Genomic DNA, 20,556 nt, shown 5'->3' with positions numbered 1-20,556 from the left:
TAATAGCCATCTCTTAATTTATTGTTTAAATCATTTTTCCTAAATAAATATTGGCTTGCTTGGTCCTGGGGTGGTGCCTGCTTTATCTTGGTTGGTTCATGGATGCAGGTAAGGATTGATGTCCGCATCAATGAATGGTTTGGACAGTTTTACAACACTATCCAAAAGGCACTATCTTCCCCTAATAGTATTTCTATTGATAGTTACTACTACTTGCTTTTTGATATCTTTATTCTTGCCGGCCAGTTTGTTTTTATTGCTGTCATCCTCAGTTTTTTTGCAAAACATTGGGTATTTCGTTGGCGCCAAGCAATGACAATGTATTTCATGGAGCATTGGCAGGAGTTGCGGCACATTGAAGGTGCTAGTCAAAGGGTGCAAGAGGATACCAAGCGTTTTGCAACGATTATGGAGTCTTTGGGTGCGGAGCTTGTAGAGTCGATAATGGTCCTTATAGCCTTTATTCCCATTCTTTGGGAGCTATCGGGATCCATTAATGAGATCCCTGTATTCGGTCATGTTGATCATGCCCCCGTATTTGTCACCATCTTTTTTGCTATTTTTGGGACTATTGCCTTGGGGCTTATTGGGTTTAAATTACCTGGTCTGGAGTTCAATAATCAGAGGGTAGAGGCTGCCTTTAGAAAAGAGCTGGTGCTTGCAGAGGATAGTGCCGATCGTGGTGAGCTCGGCGTGATGAAGGGTTTATTTTCTGAAGTTAAAACAAACTACTTTCGCCTATTCTTTCACTACCTCTATTTTGATGTTGCCAAATTTAGTTATTTGCAGATAGGCGTCATTCTTCCTTATGTACTACTAGCTCCTTCTATCGTGGCTGGCCTGATCACCTTGGGGGTGATGCAGCAGATTATTCGGGCTTTCTATAGGGTACTGTCTTCTTTTCAATTTCTAGTAAAGAGCTGGCCCACCATTGTTGAGCTTATATCTGTTTACAAGAGGCTCCAAGCTTTCTCAAATACCCTTAAATGATATTGAGCTGTTTTTACTCTACACAGTTATTACCTGAGAGTTTAACCCCCCGATCGGAGGGTTTCATAAAGCAGTGGATCATCTAATAATTGAATCCTATTAAGTTGTTTTTCATACAATTTATTAGACCGATATAAATCTCTTTTAAGGAAACAGTATGTTAAAAATCGTAATTGCCAATTTATTAAACAAAAACACCAAGTATGCTGCTGCTTCGAAGATTCGGGGGGTGTCGGGATGAACTGCTGTCAATTTAGGTCCACAACCAAAGAGAGTTTTTCCATAGTAAATCATTGCAGCACCATGGGTTGATTCTGTAATAGTTGGGGTACTTGGGTTTGAGGTGCTGGTGGCCTATAACCTAATGCACTATGCGGCCTGACATGGTTATAGTGTTTCACCCATTCCCCCACGATGATCTGGGCTTCTTTAAGACTGTAGAAGATTTCACCATCCACAAGGTTGTCTCTGAAGGTGCCATTAAAGCTTTCACAAAAGCCATTCTCCCAGGGGCTCCCTGGTTCAATGTAAGCGGTTTTCACTCCAATGCCAGATAACCAACTGCGTAGGTCTTTAGCAATAAATTCTGGGCCGTTGTCCGAGCGTATGTATTCCGGGATACCGTTGGCGATCATGGCGTTCGCCAGTTGTTCAATCACTTGGATCGAGCCAATCCTTCTAGCGCAGTGGATCGTTAAGCATTTCCTGGTGAACTCATCAATCATCGTGAGCATCCTGATCTTGCCGCCATAAGCATCTCTAATAAAGACAAAGTCATAACTCCACACATGGTTGGGGTGGGTAGCTCGCAGGCGCATACAACTGCCATCGGAGAGCCAGAGTCTGCCTCTAGGGGGTTGCTTTTGTGGGATCTTTAGGCCTTCTTGCCGCCAGATACGAGCGACCTTGGCTGTAGTCGCTTGTCCCCAACCGCTATTGCGCATCATGCCTGCAATAAATCGGTAGCCGTACCTGCCATAGGTGCTCGCCATACGGATGACCTCAGCCCTAAGCGGCCCTTCGTCATCTCGAGGGAGCGGCATGTACCGATACGCTGCTCTGGAGAGCCCTACCAAACTACAGGCAGACCGCTCAGAGACAAGATGCTTATCCATGAGCAGCTGCGCTGCATTTTTACGCCTAGTAGGGCTTAGAAGTTTCCCTTAATGACTTCCTTGAGCATGACTTCTCGCAAGGAGAGATCGGCAACCAGTTTCTTAAGCCGGGTATTTTCCAGTTCCAGATCTTTATACTTCTTTGCCTGATCGACTTTCATGCCGCCGTAGATCTTGCGCCAACGGTAGTAGCTTTGCTCAACCGTTCCCACTTCTTTACAGGCCTGGGCTAGGGTTTTGCCATTGGTGGTTAAAACATCGATTTGACGCAATAAGGTGACTATTTGTTCGGGTTTGAGACGTTGGCCTTTTGCCATATTTAGCACTCCTTTAGGGTGAAGATTATCAAAAATCCTCTCTTTTGGAGTGGTACTAAAAATTAGGTCAGTTCAAGAATTTGCTACCGGTATATGTGTAAGCCATTCCTTATACAAGGAGGCTGGTGAGCGTCTTTGGGTGAGGCCTATTGATTTCATTATGACTAAAGGTCGTAATGCGGATATGCTGATTTATGAGTTGGTTGCTATTCGTGATGGTGATTCAGAAACAATGGCAACCCAAGCCGAACAAGATCTGTGCATTCTGACTAGTGAGGCGTTTGAGCGTTATACGCGCAAGGATTATGCAGAGGCAATTGCTATGTATCGAGCGATTGCTGAGCAATTTAATGATGAATTTGACCTGTCCTGGGATTTTCAGACCAAAAGCTTTTAGAGATAATGACTCCTTCAACCTAAGGAGCAGGTATGAAGAGAGCACGGTTTTCAGACGAACAGATTGTTCGGATATTGCAAGAGGCAGATCGTTCACCAATAGCAGAGGTTGCTAAGCGTCATGGTGTCAGCGAACCCTCGATTTACAGCTGGCGTAAGAAGTTTGGCGATCTAGGTACGGATGAGCTCAAACGCTTAAAACAGTTAGAGCAAGAGAACGGCCGTCTAAAGAAGATCTTGGCAGAGCGCGATCTCGAGATTGAAGTGATGAAGGAGATTGCCGTAAAAAAGTGGTGAGCGTGCAAGATCGATTGGAGCAGGCCCGCTATGCAGTTGGGCGGGGTATCTCCCAAAGACGCGCTTGTACGCTGCTAAGTGTTGCTAGATCTGGCTTAGATTACCAGTGCAAGATGGCTGTTAAAGATCAGCCTGTCGTAGCTGCCATGCGCCAGTATTCCGAGCAATATCCTCGCTATGGCGCCAGACGGATTCGGATCTTTTTAAGGCGGGATGGTCTTGTTCTGGGTCGCGATCGGGCGGCACGTATTTGGGCTGGAGCGGGTCTGCAGGTGCCCGCCAAAAGGACCCGCAAGCGTTACCATAGTCAAAATCGACAACCGCATGTCGCAACTGGACCCAATGAAGTTTGGGCTTACGACTTTGTCTTTGATGCTTGTGCCAATGGGCAAAAGCTCAAGTGCTTAACCCTGATAGACGAGTTCACCAAAGAGAGTCTGCGCATCGATGTGGCGGGCTCAATTAAAGGCAAACGAGTAGTTCAGGTTTTAGAAGAAGTGATTGCGCAGCGTGGTTGCCCCAAAGTTCTTCGCAGTGACAACGGTCCAGAGTTTGTGAGTACCGTCTTGTTGGAATGGGCGGTAGAGCGAGGATTACGCAATCTGCATATCGAGCCAGGTAAACCTTGGCAAAACGGCACTAATGAGAGTTTTAATGGCAAATTTAGAGATGAGTGCTTAGCCATGAACTGGTTTCACAGTAGAGCTCATGCTAAGGTGGTCATTGAAGTATGGCGCAAGCACTACAATTTAATCAGACCACACTCAAGCTTGGATTATCAAACCCCATCTGAGTTTGTGGCGGGATGGCAAGAGGAATTAACCACGGGAGCCAGAGTTTCTAGATGAAATTGGTCCGATAAAACCAGACAGGTCAAATTATCAAAAATAATGATACAAAATTGTGAATTAAAGCTAGGGAAGTAGAGCGCTATTACTTTTTAAAGGAAATTAAGTCTGCATCCAGCTCAATTTGCGTGATGTGCATATCCTGCTAAGGGGTGGCCTCGAGCTGTTCTTACAATAATTCAGATATTTTTGCCGCAGCAACGACTATGGCGTAAATAGTTTAGGTATTGGTAAAAAAATGTTTCTCCACTGATTTTTTGGAAATAATAGGGCTCAGTATGAATACTTCAAATGGAGATCAACATTGGCTCAATAGAGATCGTCTTTATGGCTACTCCATAATACTTTTAACGGCCTATATAATTTCAGGCGCAATTTGGATTTTTCTTTCCAATAACTATATTAGTTATTCAGGCAAGCCAATTCTTTCTGACTTCGTCATGTTTTGGGCTGCAGCAAAATTAGCTACTTTTGGCCAGGCCAATGATGCATATAATTTACAAATACTGAATGAAATGATTGGGTCGGCCCTTCCAAGCTGGAATAGCGGCTATGTATTTTCCTACCCCCCAACGCTACTTCTTTTGATGATGCCCTTGGGTCTTATGTCAGTCACAAAAGCATACTGGGCGTTTATGCTGACAACTTTAGGGGTGTATTTACTCACACTGTATCGAGTTAGTGAAAGAAAATTAATTGATTGCTTATGTCTATTAGCTTTCCCAGGGATTTGGATCAATATGATACAAGGCCAAAATGGATTTATAACGGCTTCGATCGCAGCATGGGCAGTGATGTCAATAAAAAAAAGACCAGTAATCGCTGGAATTTTAATTGGTCTTTTAACCATCAAACCACAATTTGGGCTCCTATTCCCAATTGCATTAATAGCTGCAGGAGCGTGGACTTCATTTCTTGCAGCTGTGCTGACCGTTGTTTTACTTGCCTCTCTCGAGTTAGCAATATTTGGACCTTCAATATTCAACTCATTTTATGCAAGCATGTCTCACCTCGGGGCTTTAGTAAATTCGCCTGATTTTCCTTTGGTAAAAATGCCTACGATATACGCTTTTTCTAAACTGATGGGATTTTCATCGACTATTTCCTACATAGTCCAATTTCTACTTTCTGCTGTTGTTATGTTTAGCACTTGGAAGGTTTGGCGCAGTTGTAAATCATGGGAGCTAAAAGGTGCTGCCCTCATGACGGGCGCCTTTCTTGCTGCGCCATATGCATTTGATTACGATTTGGTTTGGTTAGCTTTTCCAATCATATGGGTTGTGAGAATTGGTTTGAGCTATGGGTGGTCAAAAGGCGATAGAGAAATATTGCTCGCAACTTTTTTTCTCCCGATTCTCAGTTTGTCCAGTGGAAAGTTATTGGGAATACAGATTGGGATATTTGTTTTGATCAGTTTTTATTATGTGATCATTCGTCAAGTACGAATGGTTGACTCCATGGAAAAAACTTGCAACTAAACACTATGCTGTTTGGTTTTCTCCACTCTAAGCCTAGAGCGGATAGCTATTTGATGGGGATAATACTGCCTTCAAATTCATAGGGGTTTATAGGCGCTAGCATGAAATATGCCAAAGAGACCTTATTGTTTATTCGGTGTTGAATAATCAAATGCAAGCCTTCGCCCCTGAATTTGATAAATGTCAAAAAAAGAGCCCGCTTTAATTAATTTCAGATGATCTGGGCTAGGGTTTTCTTGCGGTTCACGCATATGTAAAAAGACTAAATAATCAAAATTCTGAGGCCAAAACGCCCAATAAGGTTTTTGCCAGCCATCCATCTTGGTATTTAGAAGCGTTTTTGAGATCACTGGGTCTGAACCATCCTGAAGTTGCTTGAGTGTGATGGGAGAGGCAGTTCCTCCATCAATGGATGCGGTTTCCTTTGAAGGTGCTATGGGTTGTTGATCAGGTATTTTTGCCATATGTGGAACAAAAATGTATTTATCTGGAATTAATAGCTCAGTTAAATGTCGATAAGGCATATCAAAGATTACTTTTCCAGTGCTTTCTTGTCTTGCTTGAATCACACGAGAGCCCGCTGAAATCACCTGAGAGGCAGCTATAAACTCTGAAAAATCCTGATTTTTAGATAGCCAATCATTTGCAATATTCATTGTTCTGCAGGTGATTAGTATCAGAATGGTCCCAAGAAAATATTGACTCATCCGATGTGAAATCATTGCAGGGGGGGGAATTGCTAATATCAAAAATGGGATCAGTATGGGTATTCGTATCACAAATCTACTGCCACCCATCATCGTTTCTGGAACAAAGGGCGAAATGATGATCAGCGCGAATACGAGAAGAAAAAAGGGCTTATCTCCTTCTCGAGTATTTTTATGAAATGCAACAATAGCAAAAACAATAAATAGAGCGCATAAACATATCATTGTCAGAATGTCAGATTCATCAAAGAAAAAGGCGCCACTCAGAAGTGCAACGATATGGGTAGTGATGTCGTATCCGTAATCCCAGCCGCCTGAGGGAGGTCCAGCAGGTTTTAGTAACCACAACAGTGCCAATGGTACTAAGGCAATAGTGAGGTTCAGGAATGGCTGGATCGAGAATTTTCTTAAGGTAAATGCTTTTGCCAGTTCGTAGCAAAAAATGCATAGACACAACAATCCCATGGCAAAAAGATGAGAAATGAATAGCGCTATCAAGAGTACGGATAAGCTTGCTGTCTGAACTCGGTTGGAATAGTCTGTTAATTTAAGCCATACTGCAAAGCTCACCAACATTAACCCAGATGCAAATAAGTAATTGATGTGGCCTTCATAAAGAGCCATGTTGTATACAAACAGGAGAGATGCAAACGGGAGTACTCCAATGCGGCCATGAATTTGTTTGCTCAACATCAGGGTACCAAGGACGATTAATGCGATAGAAAGCATGACAAATGCTTTGGTGGCTAACGTAAGGGGTAAAAAAATAGATAAGATCGGAACTATTAGATCCATTGCCAAGTTAGGCTTAATCCCCCATGCCAACTGATAATTTACCTGTAATTGCGGAATGGATTCAAGGTTCTGTAAGATAAATTGTCTTGATAGGTGAACCGGATAGTCCACCAAAGGGGGATATTCCACCAATAAAAATGGAATAAACAACACAGTGATACCCAATACCCAAACAAGAGCAATCCAAACTGCAGGTTTAAAGATGCCTAATACTCTGCTAAATTGAGATTGTGGGGGCACCTGAATTATCGGTGCACATTGATCTTTGTCAGCCATTTCTATCTGAGGCTAAAGGCAAGCTTCTTTATGACCTCGTAAATAGGTGTTAATAAAAGAGATTGAATAGATTGATTAAATTTATAGAAATGTTATTAGATAAATATTCAGGAAGATGGTAATCAGGACTCTTCTACAAAGAGGCTCAGCTTAAGATTGTGCACTTAATTTTTCCGAATATCTATTGGGCTCAGAACTAAATCTACTCTGCACATTTCTCAATTTTTCAGACTTTGATAAAGCATTTGAAGCAATTATTTCAGTAAAAATAGCTTCGTTTTTTTGGTAAAAAATATACAAATCAATACGGTTCCGGATATTCAGTTTTTTGTATATTGATTGAAGATGATTGCGGAGTGTATGGTCACTTAAAAACATTTTTTCGGATACATTTTTTAGTAATGAACCCTCATTGCTTGCAATCGCATGAACCACTGCAACCTCTTTTTTTGTTAACGTATTGATCGCAGTCATCAAACTAAGTGATTGTTTAAATTTTGTAGTTCTCGCTTCTAGATTTTTAAAGACGATCTCTGAATCTTCGTGGCTTATGTAGTACTTACCACTCTGGACAGTTGCAACGGCCTCCAATAAATGATCAAGACTACGATTTTCATTAAAAAAGCCTTTTACACCAAGCTCGATCCAGTGATTGATTGCCTCAATATGACGCTCTTTAAAGAAAACAAGAAAATTCTTTTTATACATGCTAATAAGATTAGCGACTAGATCCGTTTCATTTTGATCAAATTCAAAAATAATCAAGTCTGCATTTTTAAAACATTCTTTCTCAGGATGTATTCTGAACTCATCATAGGATGCATAAACTAATTCAGCAGAGAGATAGTTTTTTAAGTATATTGAGAGCAGTGAAAAATATACCTTATTGATACCTAGCACTAAGATATTTTTATTACTTGCTAGATCAATTTCTTTATCAGAGTGATTGGCATTCATCAGCATTATTAAATTCCTAAATGTAATGAATGCAGAATAAGGGTTAACAAAATTATTCCAACCCCATAAATAAGGGGTATCTAAAGAAAGTTCTCCTAAAAAAACTAGATGCCTAATTCGATATCTAGTTGATCGTTTCCGACTCCGTCTAATCGTAGGGTATCTTAGGATCTAGAATTCATGTAAGAATAAATTATCTCGTTTATTAAGAAAATTGATTTATACAATATTTAAAATTAATGACGCAAGTTAAGAGGCATTATCATCAGATACTTTTCAGTCACCATGAGATTGCATCAATGTTTAGAATAAGATTTTATGTGGCAATATTATTTGTATTTTCTTCTGGATTTGTGCATTCTGAAAATGTATCAACACAGGTTAATACTGAAGAGGCAGGCAGTCGGATAATTAAGACGCAATCCTTGCCTCTTTATGCTAGGCTGCTAGACCCTAAGCAAGTTCCTGGGGATGGAAATCCGAATAATCTGATTGGCGGCTCAGGTTCAAGCTCTCAAGTAAAGTCCTCACAAGTGGAGTTGCCTCTAGAGGCCGCAAATTCAAGAATAGGGGGCTTTAAACCGTCAAAATCCACATTAATTAAGGAGGAGCAACCTGGCCTGGACTCAGATGAGTCAATGCGGGTAATTGATGTATCGCCAGATGATGAAGAATCCAGTGATGTAGTAGGTGTCATCGAGCCCGAAAGTAGTCCGTCCGTATCCAGTGAAATGATATTTTGGCCTGTGATCATAGTCATGGCCATTACTCTTTTATTGGTGAGCATCCTCTTTGCCGTGCTCTGGAGAGCATCTAGTAATTTGGTGAGCGGATTTAAAAGATCTAATTATGTGCAATTACGCGCTTATCTAACTGTACGTACTCAGTCTATTCATTTGAGCAATGCTAAAGATTATTTTCATATTTCACTAGAAATCCAGAATTATGGACAAACGCCTGCCCATAATATTGATATTGCATCTGGCATCTATATGCTGGATCATCCTCTTCCAATTAGCATTTCTTATCCAGAGATGTACTCATATGATAAGAAAAGCTATTTATTGCCAGGAGACACTACTCAAATAGATTCTGTTGGTAATGCTCAAGTATTTGAAGAATTATCAACCCTACAGCATTATGGAAAGACAAAACGAATTTATGTTTTGGCTTACATTGGCTATCAGGATGTTGATGGAAAACACCACTTCACTTTATCGTGCCACACCATTACTGAATTAATAAAAGCTAAAGATTCTTGGGTTGCGAAATTTGAAGAGGCTCCTATTTTTAATAATATTGGGAGTCTAAAAGAGTTGGACGAAAAAAATACAAATCTACAGTCTATCTATTCAAGAGTAATAACTTATATCAATAAGGTATTAAAAAAATGATCTCATGAACATTTGTTAAATTATCTTCCTTGGGATATCAAGAGGAATTTCATTCAATAGTACTCATGGATCGCTAAGATAAACTTAATTTCGATTGATTTCTATTTTTGTGATGCGCTTAGAGTTTTTGTAATCATAAGATATCTGGCCACCTAGGAGCTTTTCAACACGGTACTCGATATTGATATGACCTTGACCACCATTTTCAATCTGAGGAAGATAAAGGTTTAGATTGATTGATCTATTTTCTATGACAATTAGATTAATTTGATTCTTTTTGATGATGAGGGCGATATTAATGATGGATGCAGGTGAATGTTTTAAGCAATTTGTCAGTATTTCACGTAAGACTTGCATTAAATTGACCACTAGATCTCTTGAAAAATTCTCGTTACCCGATTTTTCACCTAAGTATTTGTATCTTAATGAGCATTTTTTCTTGGATTTAAATAAATCCTTATATTGCTCTACAACCAATGAAATCATTTTTATTAAGCTGGAATCAAAATGAATATAGTTGTTAAATATTTGGCGCATTTCATCCAATGCGCTATCGATGATCTTTTGCTGGGCACTACGAGATAGGGCCCTAGATTGAAGGTCTATGGACGCTTTAGTGAGTTGTGAGCCTATACCGTCGTGAAGGTCGCGTAAAAGACGATCTTTTTCAGCCTGAGCGCGATTGGCGCAGTCAATCTGCAGGGTCAGGTTCTCAATAAGTTGCAAATTATCAATCTGTAGACCAGAAATAGCAGCTAGAGCCACAACAGTTTTTTGCACCTTCCCAGAGAATGGTACGCACTTTTGATCCTTTGGGTCCTGGGCATTTATCAGCTGCAATATCGCAATCACTTTTTGATCATTGCCAATAATTGGAACTGTTAATAAAGACTTGGAAACATAATTGTGGGTCTTATCAAAAGCTTTTAGCCCTGAAAAATCATATGATGTTGACGCATAGGCATTTTTTACATGAACCATTTTCTGTTGATGAAAGGCATGGCTACATACATGATGCTCTCTAGGCTTACCCTGTTCATCAAAAAGTGGAATCTCAGTACTCAATAACTTATGTAATTTGCTATTTTTTGACTTTAAACCCAGCACTTCATTGATAAAAATTCGAAAAAGCAAAGTTTTTCGGTTGGTTACAAGATAAATGGTGCCACCCTCAGCGCCTGTAATATTGATCGCCAGCTTGAGAATATTTTTAATGAGCTCTTCGGAATCCCTATTTTTATTAAACGAAGTAAATATCGTAGTTAGATTTAAAAGGGAATCTGTATATTTTATTGCTGAAGCTTGCTTTGACATCTGAATACCAATGGTTCCTTAGTTTAACCAACCCATTTTTTTTATTTCAGAAATAGCTTGGGTATTCGATCTAACTTTGAGCTTCCGATAAATTGATTTAGTGTAGCCACTTACAGTATATGGAGATAGACTAAACTTACGCGCTATTTGCTTTACTGAAAGTCCAATGGCCATTTCCATTAATACCTCTAACTCTCTCTTGGTTAAGGGGTTATTGGCCTTAATCTGCAACTGCTCATTCTGCCGATTTTTTTGAATTAAGGCCTTTGCAATAGTGGGACTAATTGCGGCATAACCCTCCTTAATACTATTGAGAATATTCCCAAAGTTTGCCCTAAGCTCATCTTTTTGGATAAAACCTTTAACTTCTAAGTTTAAACACTCATAAAAGTCAGTTTGATCACCAACGCCAGTGATTACTAAAACCTCAACTTGAGGATGCAATGCTTTTGCCTTGGAGATGACTTCAATGCCCCTGATGTCAGGTAGATTCAAGTCGCAAATCAAAATATCAATTGAATTATTTTCTAGGAAGGTTATGGCATCTTCCCCAGTTTCACTGCTGCTCAATAAACATAGTGAAGCATTCTTTTCAATTTCACTTTTGTAGAGATTGGTAAAAAAAAGATCATCTTCCACAATCAGTAGACGTACTTGTTTGTTGGAATTGAACTCTGGCATTTTATTGGACATTAAAAAATATATTTAAAAATTTTTAGAAACTATAAGTAATTAAGTAGTCCTTGCAGCGCATTAAAAATCAATATGTTTGTTGATGATCTAAACTATTATGTTTATTTTAAGGGATTCTTAATTTCATTGTTGAATCATTTTCATCAAAAGTTTTAAGGCCTGATATGTTAACTAACCCCCATCTTTAGGGGGGTTGCTTAACTCTCAAATTTACATTGTAAAAAAAAATCAGAGACGAGGGCTTAATGAACAACATGTTAATTTGTTCGAATCTTGCCAAGCAATTTGATCGATTAACGTAATTTTTTTTATTCAATTCAAATGAACGGCCATCATGCTTTCCCGGTGCGGTACCTCAACGGGAAAAGCAAAATCTCTGTGCAACTCAAGTTTAAGAATTGAGTTACCGAAAAGTATTTGGTAGAGTCAGGCCATTGTTAACTAGTCGAGCGACTAGAGGTTAATCGTGGGCGATAAGGGCATCTACATTTACCCATCTTTCCATGTGATGATGTGCCTATCAAATTGAATCTGGATGTAATTGTTAATGATTACAAGATTTAATACATTGAATATAGGCTAAATTACAGTTTCCTAGTTACTTATGAATTATTGAATTTCTATCAGAACGCCACTCTTGATTCTGTGGGGCTTTAAATGAATTGGCTTGGATACCGCAAGTCTCTTTCCCAAAAAATTCTTGACATGGGGATTTTGTGTGCGGTGGGGTATCAATATCAGCTTGTCTCTGATGCTGTCTTTTATTAGAGGCGCAAAAGTTTGAGCATAATTTTAGTCAATGCCTGTTAGCAAAGCACTGCGCTGAACTTAAGTACAGGGTTATCAAAAGTAAACATCTTGCCATCTCGTATTCATTACCTTGCGCAATACAGTACATGCAATTCTTTCTAACAAGTTAAGCCTCAAGAAGCTCTCGCTCAAGTTTGTTGTAATACTTCAGTGCAGTGTTTGTTAAGTAAACTTCTTTTACTCTACCGTCTAGGTTATGAGTTTTGGTAAAAATAGTTGCTTATTGACTAAGCCCTTAAAAGCGCAATGGAGCGTAGCTTGGGATGCAATTTCTCTATGGCAAATCAAATCTTGTACAGATATCATTGAATTATTAGAATAAGCTTCAGCCACTATATTGAGTATCTTAATTTCATACTGATTTAATACATATTCGCTATTAATTTTCTTGATTTGCTTCACAAGTTTTAAATATTTATTCATGATTATTTTTGTAATTTTGATTTCGTAGTGTTAGGAGACCCGTTTATTGCAAATCCAATTGACCCAAGAGTTGTAATGATGATTAGCACATAAGCTTGCCATGAGTAAGCGCCTGATAGGCTAAAAATAAGTAAAAGAAATAGACAAATGAGCCATAAAAGTAGTATTTTCATAATTTTCTAATGTAGTCGGCATGAGCTCAAGAATTAATCCCTTATTTGTGGGGGTATCTCAAACTACTAAACTCCGTTAAATTAATCCAACGTCTTCATGGCGTTGCTTTGTTCATGTGGTGTGTGTACTTCCCCCGCCCTTAAAAGCGGGGGATTTTCATCTTGAAAGGCAAAATGACTCAGAGAATGCATTGGCTAGCAATGGATTTTGGAATTTATCCGATCGATAGTAAATGGATTGATGTTGGTGGAATCTTTATTTTTACTAAATTAAATGAAGAGAATCGCTGGGTACCGCTATATATAGGGCAGGTATCTTCATTTAAGGAGCGTTTTTCTAAACATGAGAGCTTAGAAGAGGCGAAAAAATTAGGGGTAACGCATATTCATGCAAAGACTGTGCCAAAGCAGGCTGACAGAAATCTGATTGAACGTAGGCTAATTGAGAGCTATCAACCTCTATTTAACAGTCAACATAGGTGAGCGAGTAAATCGTATCTGTATTGATTCCTTATCAAAGTATTCATTCAAGTAGCCTGTAAAGAGGGGGGAATTCTAGATGAAAAAAACCGCTTCAAACGGATGCTTGAAGCGGCAAGGCCTAATTACTAGGCAGCTACACTTGATTGTTCCCTCTAGTTATATGCAGTCAAATTTTCTGCTATTTCAAGTCGAATTGCTCTTGTATTAAGTTGATTGGCCTTGACTTTTGATCCTTGAAAGTACAGATCAAACCTGCTCAAGTCGGAGCTCACTAACGTAAAAGGCGCTATTCCATGGACCGATTTAGATTCTCCAGGTAATAAATGAAGGGTAGTTACTTTGTTTTGACTATCAATCACACAGATTGATTGATTTTCTTTACTAAGAACGTAGACCATTTCATCCTTTTTGGTGGGATTGATTGTCTGATATTGCTTTAATTCAGATTTATTAAATTGACAATTCTCCGGAAGTAGATGCTTAGGCTCAGATTCGAGTTGAGCGCTTGAATTCGCTAGCTCAACTCTGGGATCAGGAATTGTTGGCTCTAGTGGCATATTGTTTTCCCGTACCTGTAGAGTAAATGCCTGCTTCACACTGATGTGCTTAGTAAGATCCTGCATTGACAGCTCCTCAAAATAAATTAGCGTGCAAACGCTAATTGCTAATATTCCTGAGATGCAACTTGGGATTAGAAAGTGCTTACGCTTAGCAGCTTGATATTGGTGTGCCGTAATTGGGTTGGAATGAAGTCCATTTGCAGGTGATTGAGAGATTCCTTCTGAATAGGACGGTGCAGATCCTGGCTGAATATTTTTTGGAATCAAGTACTCAAGTTCCTGCAAATCTAAGACTAATCCTGCTTTTTTGGCGATCTGAATTTTGTGCGCTGGGGAAAAAAATATACTTAATCGACCATCTTCTAATTGGGCAATATGTAATTGCGAAAGGCATAACTTTATTGCAAGCTCTTGCTGACTCAGTCCCATAGCTTCTCTAGCAAATCGTAGCTTATCGCCATCAATCTCATGAGAAGAAGATTTAGTTTCAAGCTTCATTTTTCAATCTACTCAAATGGATAGGATTTAACTCTGAGAAAACTGGGTATATATATTTCTTTTTCGACTAGATCTGGTTTGGTGTTGAATCGCTTACTTTGATCCGAGGGGATATGACAGATATTTACATTGATAGTTTTTGCATAAATGCCCGCGTATTCTAAGAATTGCTCAAAATCTCTATCAAATTGATAATAATTACCAGTCTCAATATGAATTAAATCTCGTAAAGATAAGCCACTTGCGACGGATAAGTGAATATAGCTAAGACCTTGGCCTACTCTGGCAGAACACAATTGTTCTCCGATTTGGACAGCTTTGATTTTCTTAAAATTGGGCATTAGGTTAATTTGTCCGACATCTGATGCGTCATGAAACTAAAAAAATTAACATCAATAATAGCCCGCATAAATTAGCTGTGTAACCCCCTCAAATAGGGGATGATTCATTGCAGTCGGTATTTTCAACCCAGTTAGGCGGCAACCAATATGATTTCTCTACTCAATCAATTGATCTAGATTTTTTTGTCATTCCCTCGCAATTAAGGATATGGACAATATTTCATATGATTGAGTCAAGCAAGTAGAGCTTTAATCAGAAAAGACTTGGGTGTTTCCACCATTTTTTATTGATAGTTTAGTAGCACTACTAAATTATCAATAAAGCAGGGCATTCTTAAACTCGGTAGATAAAATTAAGGGCTAAGTTTTATACTTATGGAAGTGATTTAACTTCGGTTGAGTAGTATTTTGTTGCTTTAATTGCATTAAATTTGTAATAACCATTTGTAATAAAAAAAGTATCGGCAACTGTTGAACCAATGCCCGGGCTAGAGCTGGTTGAATTATTAGGATGTAAATAAAATGGAGCTCCTGGTAAATATAAGTTGCCATCAAACGTCGACAGGGATGGGTTATGCATTATCTCCACGGTATTTCTGTTTGAGGCATGCTGGATCAATATCATGCCTTTGTAATCGCCGCTAGTTGGTGCAGTCCACTGAATCTTGGTATCGTCTTTAATTGTGATTGATCCACCAGATGACGACTGATTAATAATTGCCACATTAGTTGCAGTGACCATAGTATTTCTAAAATCTATGCCGCCATCACCGATATAGTAAACACCAGGGTTCAGTACCAATGATCCTCCTTGGGCACGTATTCCATAGTAACTACCAGGATTAAGTGTAGCAGTTCCACCTTGAAAGCTTTGTTGCTGCCCAGTAACAGCGGGGAGTGATGAGACAATATTATCAAATACTCGATGTGGATTTTTTATCGAGCTAGCTTGAGTAATGCTGGGTAATATATTTGAAGTATTTCCTCCGGTACGGTAAGGGCTCTCTAACCGTATGTAGTTGTATCCAGCACTGGCATCTAATGTTCCAGTATTTACATTTATCTGATAAGCGGAATTACTTCCCTTAACACCAACACCGCATGCTGTGGCGACTTTTCCGCCACCACCCACATCTAGATAAATCCCCGCACTACCATTACCCGCACTATAAAAATTACCTGTTGCATTCAATGCTAACAAGCATGGCGCACTTGCGTACCCCCCTACCTTAGAATTAGCCGAAACTCCTAGAATATTTTTGCCAACAAATTTGCTAAAAAAAGGTGTCCAACTATATATAGCAGTTGCCTGAAGACAATTATCAAGCCCTGGCGGATTTGCGGGGCAAGTTATCGTGTCGATACTTACGTTAAAGCCGCTGGGAATAAGACTAGAAAATGCCGTTGCAGAAGAGGTAGTAACACAGCTACCTGGAGTTTGTTGATTACTAAGTACGCAGCCAATGGCGACTGCATCGGCGGTGTCTTGTGCCAAGGCCTTTTGTATACGCAGATATCCTAAATCCACAATGAAGGCTAAAAAAAATATTAGAGGTATTAAGCAAAGCGCAAATATGACAGCTACCGAGCCGTTTTCCTGATTCTTTGCTTTAGACATGATGATGTACCCGAATAAATAATTGGAAATAATTTCCCATGAAAAAAAACACGCTTAATTTATTAAACATATTGCCTCCTAATTTAGGTGCAAAGAAAAGCATAATTAAGGTGCTAGAGTTTTTAAAAAAGATTTGACATCTAAAAAACGAGTTTGAATTGTTGTTGCTGGCAGACAGGAGTAATTTGAAATGATTCCTAGCGGGTAATCTGTTTCTTTTGGAATGATGAACCTCATTGATGTAATGCAGACGAAGTTGCTGAATAAGCGGTCTTTAAACCTGGAATACTCCAGCCTATCTCGCTATAGGTATAGGTAACATGCACAGTCTGTAGAGTATTGGTATCGGTATTGGCAGCAGTCCAGGTATATGTTGGTAAGGTTGTTTCAGAGGCAAAAAGTAGTCCTGACTGCATATAATCAGAAGCAACTTTACAGGGATTCGTAGCGCCTGTAGTGGAACACACCGTAGAGGAATCGGAATACAGTGCGGCCCATCTTGCACCTTCCCTAGCTGCAGCATTAATGATCAATTGATTGTTAAAAACTGCCCCGTAGTTAATTGCTCCAAAGACAAGCAAGAGAAGGGTGGGAAGCACAATTGCAAATTCAACTACAGCAGATCCACTTTGATCCTTACATAGTTTTTTTAACATTAAAAAAGCTGGCATAAAAACGAACGATCTGCAAATTAGCGACAAGAAAAGAGTATTAAAAATTTAATAAATTATCATAGAGGCAGGTGAAGAGCGCACTGTGAAAAAACAAGGCTAACGATTTGTATGCCGAAGTAAACTTAAAAATATTTTACTAACTATACATTCAAAAATAGGCATTGTCTAAATGCATTCCTGGTAATAGTTGCTGTAAAGAGTTATCTCTTCGGCTTGTAAGTCATGCAAAAGCCATATTTTCAATCTTGATTACAAAATTAGTACTTATGTATCAAATTGAATGGTACTTAAATTTATTGAATTTAATGAAATGAATCAATTTCACGCCATGTGAACATTCTGTCTTGCGAAAGCAATTATAAAAAAGTTTAATCAAGTTGTAGTTTTTTTATAACTTTTTTTTTGGATAAATCATGAAAAATATCAAATCACATTTTCGTAACATCTATTCCAAGCTCGCTGGTAATGAGAAGGGTGTATCCGCTATTGAGTATGGATTAATTGCTGGCTTAGTGGCATTGGTAATTATTACAGCTGTTACTACATTGGGCACTAATTTAAACGGAATTTTTAGCCGTATTGCCACAAGCGTTTAAACCAGCGAGGGATTTATATGTTCATATATATCATTAATCTTCTCAGGAGCACTAAAGGTGTATCAGCAATTGAATACGGCTTAATTAGTGGGCTAGTTGCTCTAGTGATCATTACTGCAGTACGAACCCTGGGCACGAATTTGAATGGGATTTTTAACCGTATTGCCACTAGTGTTTGAGGATTCAATTTTATTCAGTATTGTATCGCTCGCCCTTATAAGTGATTTAAAGGACAGAAAAGTGCCTAATGCTCTAATTTTATTTGGCACTTGTATTGGATTTTTATTTTCTATTTCCCCTTATGGGGGCGAGAGTTTTATTTCAAGTATCACAGCTGCCGGTATCGCAATAGCCCTTTTTTTGCCACCTTTCATTTATGGATTATTGGGTGGTGGCGATGTGAAACTCTTTTTTGTCATCGCCTTATTTGAGGGCCCCATTTCATTTTTGGGAATTGTTCTCTATTCATCTGTGGCCGGAGGCCTAATTGTTATGGGTTTAATTCTGATTGACTGGTTAGTAAAAAGATTCCGAGAGCCCTTATTTACAAAAATGCTCAAGGAGAAACAATTTCCTTATGTTTCCGCCATTTTTACTGGCTTATCAGTAGCATTATTTCAGCGATATTTGGGTTGATATGTAATGAGGGATAAGAAATTACTATCTGTCATTATTGGTTCGGGGGTGTTTTCACTTCTCGTCGCGGGAATTTTTTACCTTTATTTGGCAAATACATCGCCCCCCACCGGCCCTGTGGATGTAATCCGAGTGTATTCCGCAAATAAGGAAATATTACCCGGCAGTAAAATTGCCTCAGCTGATATAACGGCTATGAGCCCTTTGCCCAATGTGATCCCTGCCGGCGCAATTTTTGATATTAACTTGATAGTTAATAAAGTTGCTGAAAATAGGATAGGCCCTGGAGAAATTATTGTTTCTAACATGATTTCTCAAAAAAACCTGGTTGATGTGGCTTCAGATTTACCCGCTGGCGCAAGAGCATTCACGATTACAGTCAATGAGATTTCTGGTGTTGGCGGATTTGTGGTGCCTGGAAATTATGTTGACGTTATCTTAAGCGGTCAAGATCCAGCATATGGCGCCTACTCTAAAGTAATTGTTCAAAATGCAAGAGTATTAGCCATTTCGCAATTACGTACCATCACAGAGGCATCGAAGGTGGGAAATTCAGCAACTCTTCAGATCTCTGCTGATGAGGTTAATAGGCTGGATTTGGCGCGGACCTATGGAACTCTCTCTTTGGTGCTTCGTAGTGCGGATGATATCAATTCAAAATCTACTATTCGGGCGTCAAACCAGTCAGGTCAATTTTTTATTGAGACGATTCGAGGTTCTGTAATTAGCCCAACCAGCACGGAATCAAGAAGATGAAACTACTCAATTTTCATCATCAGGCAACAAGTAATCATTTTGGGTTTATTAGAAAGGCGTTTGTTGTTACTTTGATTTTTGCTTTAAATGCGGTTAATCCTGCATTTTCTCAAGAGAGGGTAGTGGGAATCCCCACACCAACATCGGTAGTCGCTCAATCCAAAAGCATTGAAGCAGCACAAAATAGTATTGCCTTAACTGTGGGTAAAACCCTGTCCTATCGATTTAAAGCCCCGGTAGCTCGAATTGCTATTGGAAATATCAATATAGCTGACGTCTTATCGACAACAGCAATGGATGTGCAATTTCTCGGAAAAAAAACAGGTTCCACTAATGTAATTATTTGGTACAAGGACGGGGGCTCCAGTACCTTAGATTTGATCGTGGTCGGTGATGCAAATTACATATCCAATCTTTTATATAAATTACTCCCATCGGGGAATGTATTTCAGATTAATTCAGCTGGTGAATCTATTGTTTTAGCTGGGATAGCTAAAGATGCTGATACGGTACAAAAAGCTGTTCGAATTACTGAAGAGGCATCTGGTAGAAAAGTATTGAACATGCTTTCAACCGAGAGCCTCCCTCAGGTATTGCTCGAAGTGAAAATTGCTGAAATTGATCGATCTGTATCAAGTGCTCTTGGTATTTCATTTGCAAATTCCAATTTTTCCTACAGCCTGATTGGAACTGGGGGTTCAACTGCCTTAGCTGCATTTGGCGCTGGAGCTGGATCAACCCAAGCATTTTTGCAAGCTAGTGAGGCTAATGGGTTGATCAAAATACTAGCTGAGCCCAACATTATGGCCATTAGCGGTCAAGAGGGAAACTTCTTATCGGGAGGGACTGTTTATTTGCCGATTTCTCAGGCTAGTGGATACGGTAATGCGGTAGTTACTTTAACCCCAGTCGAATATGGAATCGGCGTTCGTTTTACACCGACAGTATTGGGTGGCAATCGAATTAATCTGAAGGTTGCGCCAAAAGTTTCTGATGTCAGTAGCAATGGATTTTCAATTAGCGCAAATGGTCAGACACAGGTTGTACCAAATATTAAAAGTAGGAGTGCATCAACTACGGTGCAATTGAGTGATGGGCAAACATTTGCTATTGGCGGTTTGATTAATAATAGTGTCCAAGAATCTATTGCAGCATTTCCTTGGCTAGCCTCCCTACCTATTATTGGCGCTTTATTTCGTAGTAGTGCGTTTAATAGTCAGCGCAGTGAGTTAATTATTCTAGTAACTCCGCGGATTGTTAAGCCCCTGGATGAAAAACCAAGCATACCAACTGATAACTTTGTGCAGCCTAGTTATAGTGAATTCTTTTTAGAGGGAAAAATGGAGGGAAATCCTAACCCCTCAAAACTACAAAATACTCAGGAGCAGAGCAATGTATCTAAATAAGTCAT

Annotated in this window: 19 protein-coding genes; 11 read left to right on the top strand and 8 right to left on the bottom strand. The window is 39.3% G+C overall.

Features of this window, described 5'->3' with window-relative positions; all coding sequences use genetic code 11:
* Window positions 1-21 precede the first annotated feature (21 nt).
* Window positions 22-990: a putative transporter gene (locus tag DN92_RS03110; RefSeq protein ID WP_173959880.1), complete on the top strand. Its 969-nt coding sequence runs from the start codon at window positions 22-24 to the stop codon at window positions 988-990.
* Between the two features lie 290 nt (window positions 991-1,280).
* Here DN92_RS03110 and DN92_RS03105 read toward each other — a convergent pair.
* Window positions 1,281-2,422, bottom strand: a protein-coding gene (locus DN92_RS03105; protein WP_173959700.1) for an IS3 family transposase whose coding sequence is annotated in 2 segments (ribosomal slippage) — window positions 1,281-2,155 and window positions 2,155-2,422 — 1,143 coding nt in all. Because the reading frame shifts where the segments join, the coding sequence is not laid out codon by codon here.
* Between the two features lie 160 nt (window positions 2,423-2,582).
* Here DN92_RS03105 and DN92_RS03100 point away from each other — a divergent pair.
* From DN92_RS03100 to DN92_RS03090, 3 genes are all read left to right on the top strand, one after another.
* Window positions 2,583-2,819: a hypothetical protein gene (locus tag DN92_RS03100; RefSeq protein WP_173959879.1), complete on the top strand. Its 237-nt coding sequence runs from the start codon at window positions 2,583-2,585 to the stop codon at window positions 2,817-2,819.
* Between the two features lie 32 nt (window positions 2,820-2,851).
* A protein-coding gene (locus DN92_RS03095) for an IS3 family transposase (RefSeq protein WP_415836400.1) occupies window positions 2,852-3,963 on the top strand; the annotation gives its coding sequence in 2 pieces (ribosomal slippage) (window positions 2,852-3,101 and window positions 3,101-3,963; 1,113 coding nt in all).
* Between the two features lie 278 nt (window positions 3,964-4,241).
* Window positions 4,242-5,441, top strand: coding sequence for a glycosyltransferase family 87 protein (locus DN92_RS03090; RefSeq protein ID WP_173959877.1), 1,200 nt, complete (start codon window positions 4,242-4,244; stop codon window positions 5,439-5,441).
* 122 nt (window positions 5,442-5,563) lie between these two features.
* On the opposite strand, the gene DN92_RS03085 is transcribed toward DN92_RS03090, so the two are convergent.
* Both DN92_RS03085 and DN92_RS03080 read right to left on the bottom strand, forming a co-directional pair.
* Complete coding sequence (locus DN92_RS03085; protein WP_173959876.1) at window positions 5,564-7,093, bottom strand: putative glycosyltransferase family protein; 1,530 nt, start codon at window positions 7,091-7,093, stop codon at window positions 5,564-5,566.
* 276 nt (window positions 7,094-7,369) lie between these two features.
* Window positions 7,370-8,182, bottom strand: a complete 813-nt coding sequence (locus tag DN92_RS03080; RefSeq protein WP_173959875.1) for a response regulator transcription factor — start codon at window positions 8,180-8,182, stop codon at window positions 7,370-7,372.
* A 314-nt stretch (window positions 8,183-8,496) separates the two neighbouring features.
* Between DN92_RS03080 and DN92_RS03075 the strand changes: the two genes are divergently transcribed.
* Window positions 8,497-9,570, top strand: coding sequence for a DUF8453 domain-containing protein (locus DN92_RS03075; RefSeq protein ID WP_173959874.1), 1,074 nt, complete (start codon window positions 8,497-8,499; stop codon window positions 9,568-9,570).
* An 84-nt stretch (window positions 9,571-9,654) separates the two neighbouring features.
* Here DN92_RS03075 and DN92_RS03070 read toward each other — a convergent pair whose 3' ends face one another.
* Entirely contained in the window at window positions 9,655-10,884 is a 1,230-nt protein-coding gene (locus tag DN92_RS03070; RefSeq protein ID WP_173959873.1) for a GAF domain-containing sensor histidine kinase, read from the bottom strand.
* An 18-nt stretch (window positions 10,885-10,902) separates the two neighbouring features.
* Complete coding sequence (locus tag DN92_RS03065; RefSeq protein WP_173959872.1) at window positions 10,903-11,577, bottom strand: response regulator transcription factor; 675 nt, start codon at window positions 11,575-11,577, stop codon at window positions 10,903-10,905.
* A 1,580-nt stretch (window positions 11,578-13,157) separates the two neighbouring features.
* Here DN92_RS03065 and DN92_RS03060 point away from each other — a divergent pair.
* Window positions 13,158-13,466 carry a hypothetical protein gene (locus tag DN92_RS03060; protein WP_217426043.1) on the top strand — a complete coding sequence of 103 codons (309 nt, stop codon included), beginning with the start codon at window positions 13,158-13,160 and terminating at the stop codon, window positions 13,464-13,466.
* Between the two features lie 152 nt (window positions 13,467-13,618).
* Here the strand turns inward: DN92_RS03060 and DN92_RS03055 are convergent, their stop codons facing one another.
* The 3 genes from DN92_RS03055 to DN92_RS03045 form a co-directional block, all read right to left on the bottom strand.
* Window positions 13,619-14,524, bottom strand: coding sequence for a helix-turn-helix domain-containing protein (locus DN92_RS03055; protein ID WP_173959870.1), 906 nt, complete (start codon window positions 14,522-14,524; stop codon window positions 13,619-13,621).
* Between the two features lie 714 nt (window positions 14,525-15,238).
* Window positions 15,239-16,483 (bottom strand): TadE/TadG family type IV pilus assembly protein, encoded by a 1,245-nt coding sequence (locus DN92_RS03050; protein ID WP_173959869.1) that lies wholly within the window; start codon window positions 16,481-16,483, stop codon window positions 15,239-15,241.
* Between the two features lie 233 nt (window positions 16,484-16,716).
* Window positions 16,717-17,154 (bottom strand): TadE/TadG family type IV pilus assembly protein, encoded by a 438-nt coding sequence (locus tag DN92_RS03045; RefSeq protein ID WP_173959868.1) that lies wholly within the window; start codon window positions 17,152-17,154, stop codon window positions 16,717-16,719.
* Between the two features lie 416 nt (window positions 17,155-17,570).
* Here DN92_RS03045 and DN92_RS03040 point away from each other — a divergent pair, with 416 nt between their 5' ends.
* The 5 genes from DN92_RS03040 to DN92_RS03020 are packed head-to-tail and all read left to right on the top strand — an operon-like array spanning window position 17,571 to window position 20,551.
* Complete coding sequence (locus tag DN92_RS03040; protein ID WP_173959867.1) at window positions 17,571-17,753, top strand: Flp family type IVb pilin; 183 nt, start codon at window positions 17,571-17,573, stop codon at window positions 17,751-17,753.
* Window positions 17,754-17,770: 17 nt separating this feature from the next.
* Window positions 17,771-17,932, top strand: a complete 162-nt coding sequence (locus DN92_RS03035) for a Flp family type IVb pilin (protein ID WP_173959866.1) — start codon at window positions 17,771-17,773, stop codon at window positions 17,930-17,932.
* A complete protein-coding gene (locus DN92_RS03030) occupies window positions 17,898-18,389 on the top strand; it encodes an A24 family peptidase (protein WP_173959865.1) in 492 nt (163 codons plus the stop codon). The genes DN92_RS03035 and DN92_RS03030 overlap by 35 nt, the downstream gene beginning before the upstream one ends.
* A 6-nt stretch (window positions 18,390-18,395) precedes the next feature.
* The gene (cpaB, locus tag DN92_RS03025; protein ID WP_173959864.1) at window positions 18,396-19,145 is read left to right on the top strand and encodes a Flp pilus assembly protein CpaB; all 750 of its coding nucleotides are present in this window, start codon (window positions 18,396-18,398) and stop codon (window positions 19,143-19,145) included.
* On the top strand, window positions 19,142-20,551 hold the full coding sequence (locus DN92_RS03020; protein ID WP_173959863.1) for a type II and III secretion system protein family protein: 1,410 nt from the start codon (window positions 19,142-19,144) through the stop codon (window positions 20,549-20,551). Before cpaB ends, DN92_RS03020 begins: the two co-directional genes overlap by 4 nt.
* Window positions 20,552-20,556: the final 5 nt, after the last annotated feature.

Source organism: Polynucleobacter arcticus, assembly GCF_013307205.1.
In the GTDB taxonomy this organism is placed as follows: Bacteria; Pseudomonadota; Gammaproteobacteria; order Burkholderiales; family Burkholderiaceae; genus Polynucleobacter; species Polynucleobacter arcticus.
This window is presented reverse-complemented; position numbering and strand designations above follow the sequence as displayed.

Bases quoted from the DNA above. Each gene is read 5' to 3' on its own strand.
- DN92_RS03100 (WP_173959879.1), top strand. From the start codon at position 2,583: ATGACTAAAGGTCGTAATGCGGATATGCTGATTTATGAGTTGGTTGCT.
- DN92_RS03090 (WP_173959877.1), top strand. From the start codon at position 4,242: ATGAATACTTCAAATGGAGATCAACATTGGCTCAATAGAGATCGTCTT.
- DN92_RS03080 (WP_173959875.1), bottom strand. From the start codon at position 8,182: ATGCTGATGAATGCCAATCACTCTGATAAAGAAATTGATCTAGCAAGT.
- DN92_RS03070 (WP_173959873.1), bottom strand. From the start codon at position 10,884: ATGTCAAAGCAAGCTTCAGCAATAAAATATACAGATTCCCTTTTAAAT.
- DN92_RS03065 (WP_173959872.1), bottom strand. From the start codon at position 11,577: ATGTCCAATAAAATGCCAGAGTTCAATTCCAACAAACAAGTACGTCTA.
- DN92_RS03060 (WP_217426043.1), top strand. From the start codon at position 13,158: ATGACTCAGAGAATGCATTGGCTAGCAATGGATTTTGGAATTTATCCG.
- DN92_RS03055 (WP_173959870.1), bottom strand. From the start codon at position 14,524: ATGAAGCTTGAAACTAAATCTTCTTCTCATGAGATTGATGGCGATAAG.
- DN92_RS03050 (WP_173959869.1), bottom strand. From the start codon at position 16,483: ATGTCTAAAGCAAAGAATCAGGAAAACGGCTCGGTAGCTGTCATATTT.
- DN92_RS03045 (WP_173959868.1), bottom strand. From the start codon at position 17,154: ATGCCAGCTTTTTTAATGTTAAAAAAACTATGTAAGGATCAAAGTGGA.
- DN92_RS03040 (WP_173959867.1), top strand. From the start codon at position 17,571: ATGAAAAATATCAAATCACATTTTCGTAACATCTATTCCAAGCTCGCT.
- DN92_RS03035 (WP_173959866.1), top strand. From the start codon at position 17,771: ATGTTCATATATATCATTAATCTTCTCAGGAGCACTAAAGGTGTATCA.
- DN92_RS03030 (WP_173959865.1), top strand. From the start codon at position 17,898: ATGGGATTTTTAACCGTATTGCCACTAGTGTTTGAGGATTCAATTTTA.
- cpaB (WP_173959864.1), top strand. From the start codon at position 18,396: ATGAGGGATAAGAAATTACTATCTGTCATTATTGGTTCGGGGGTGTTT.
- DN92_RS03020 (WP_173959863.1), top strand. From the start codon at position 19,142: ATGAAACTACTCAATTTTCATCATCAGGCAACAAGTAATCATTTTGGG.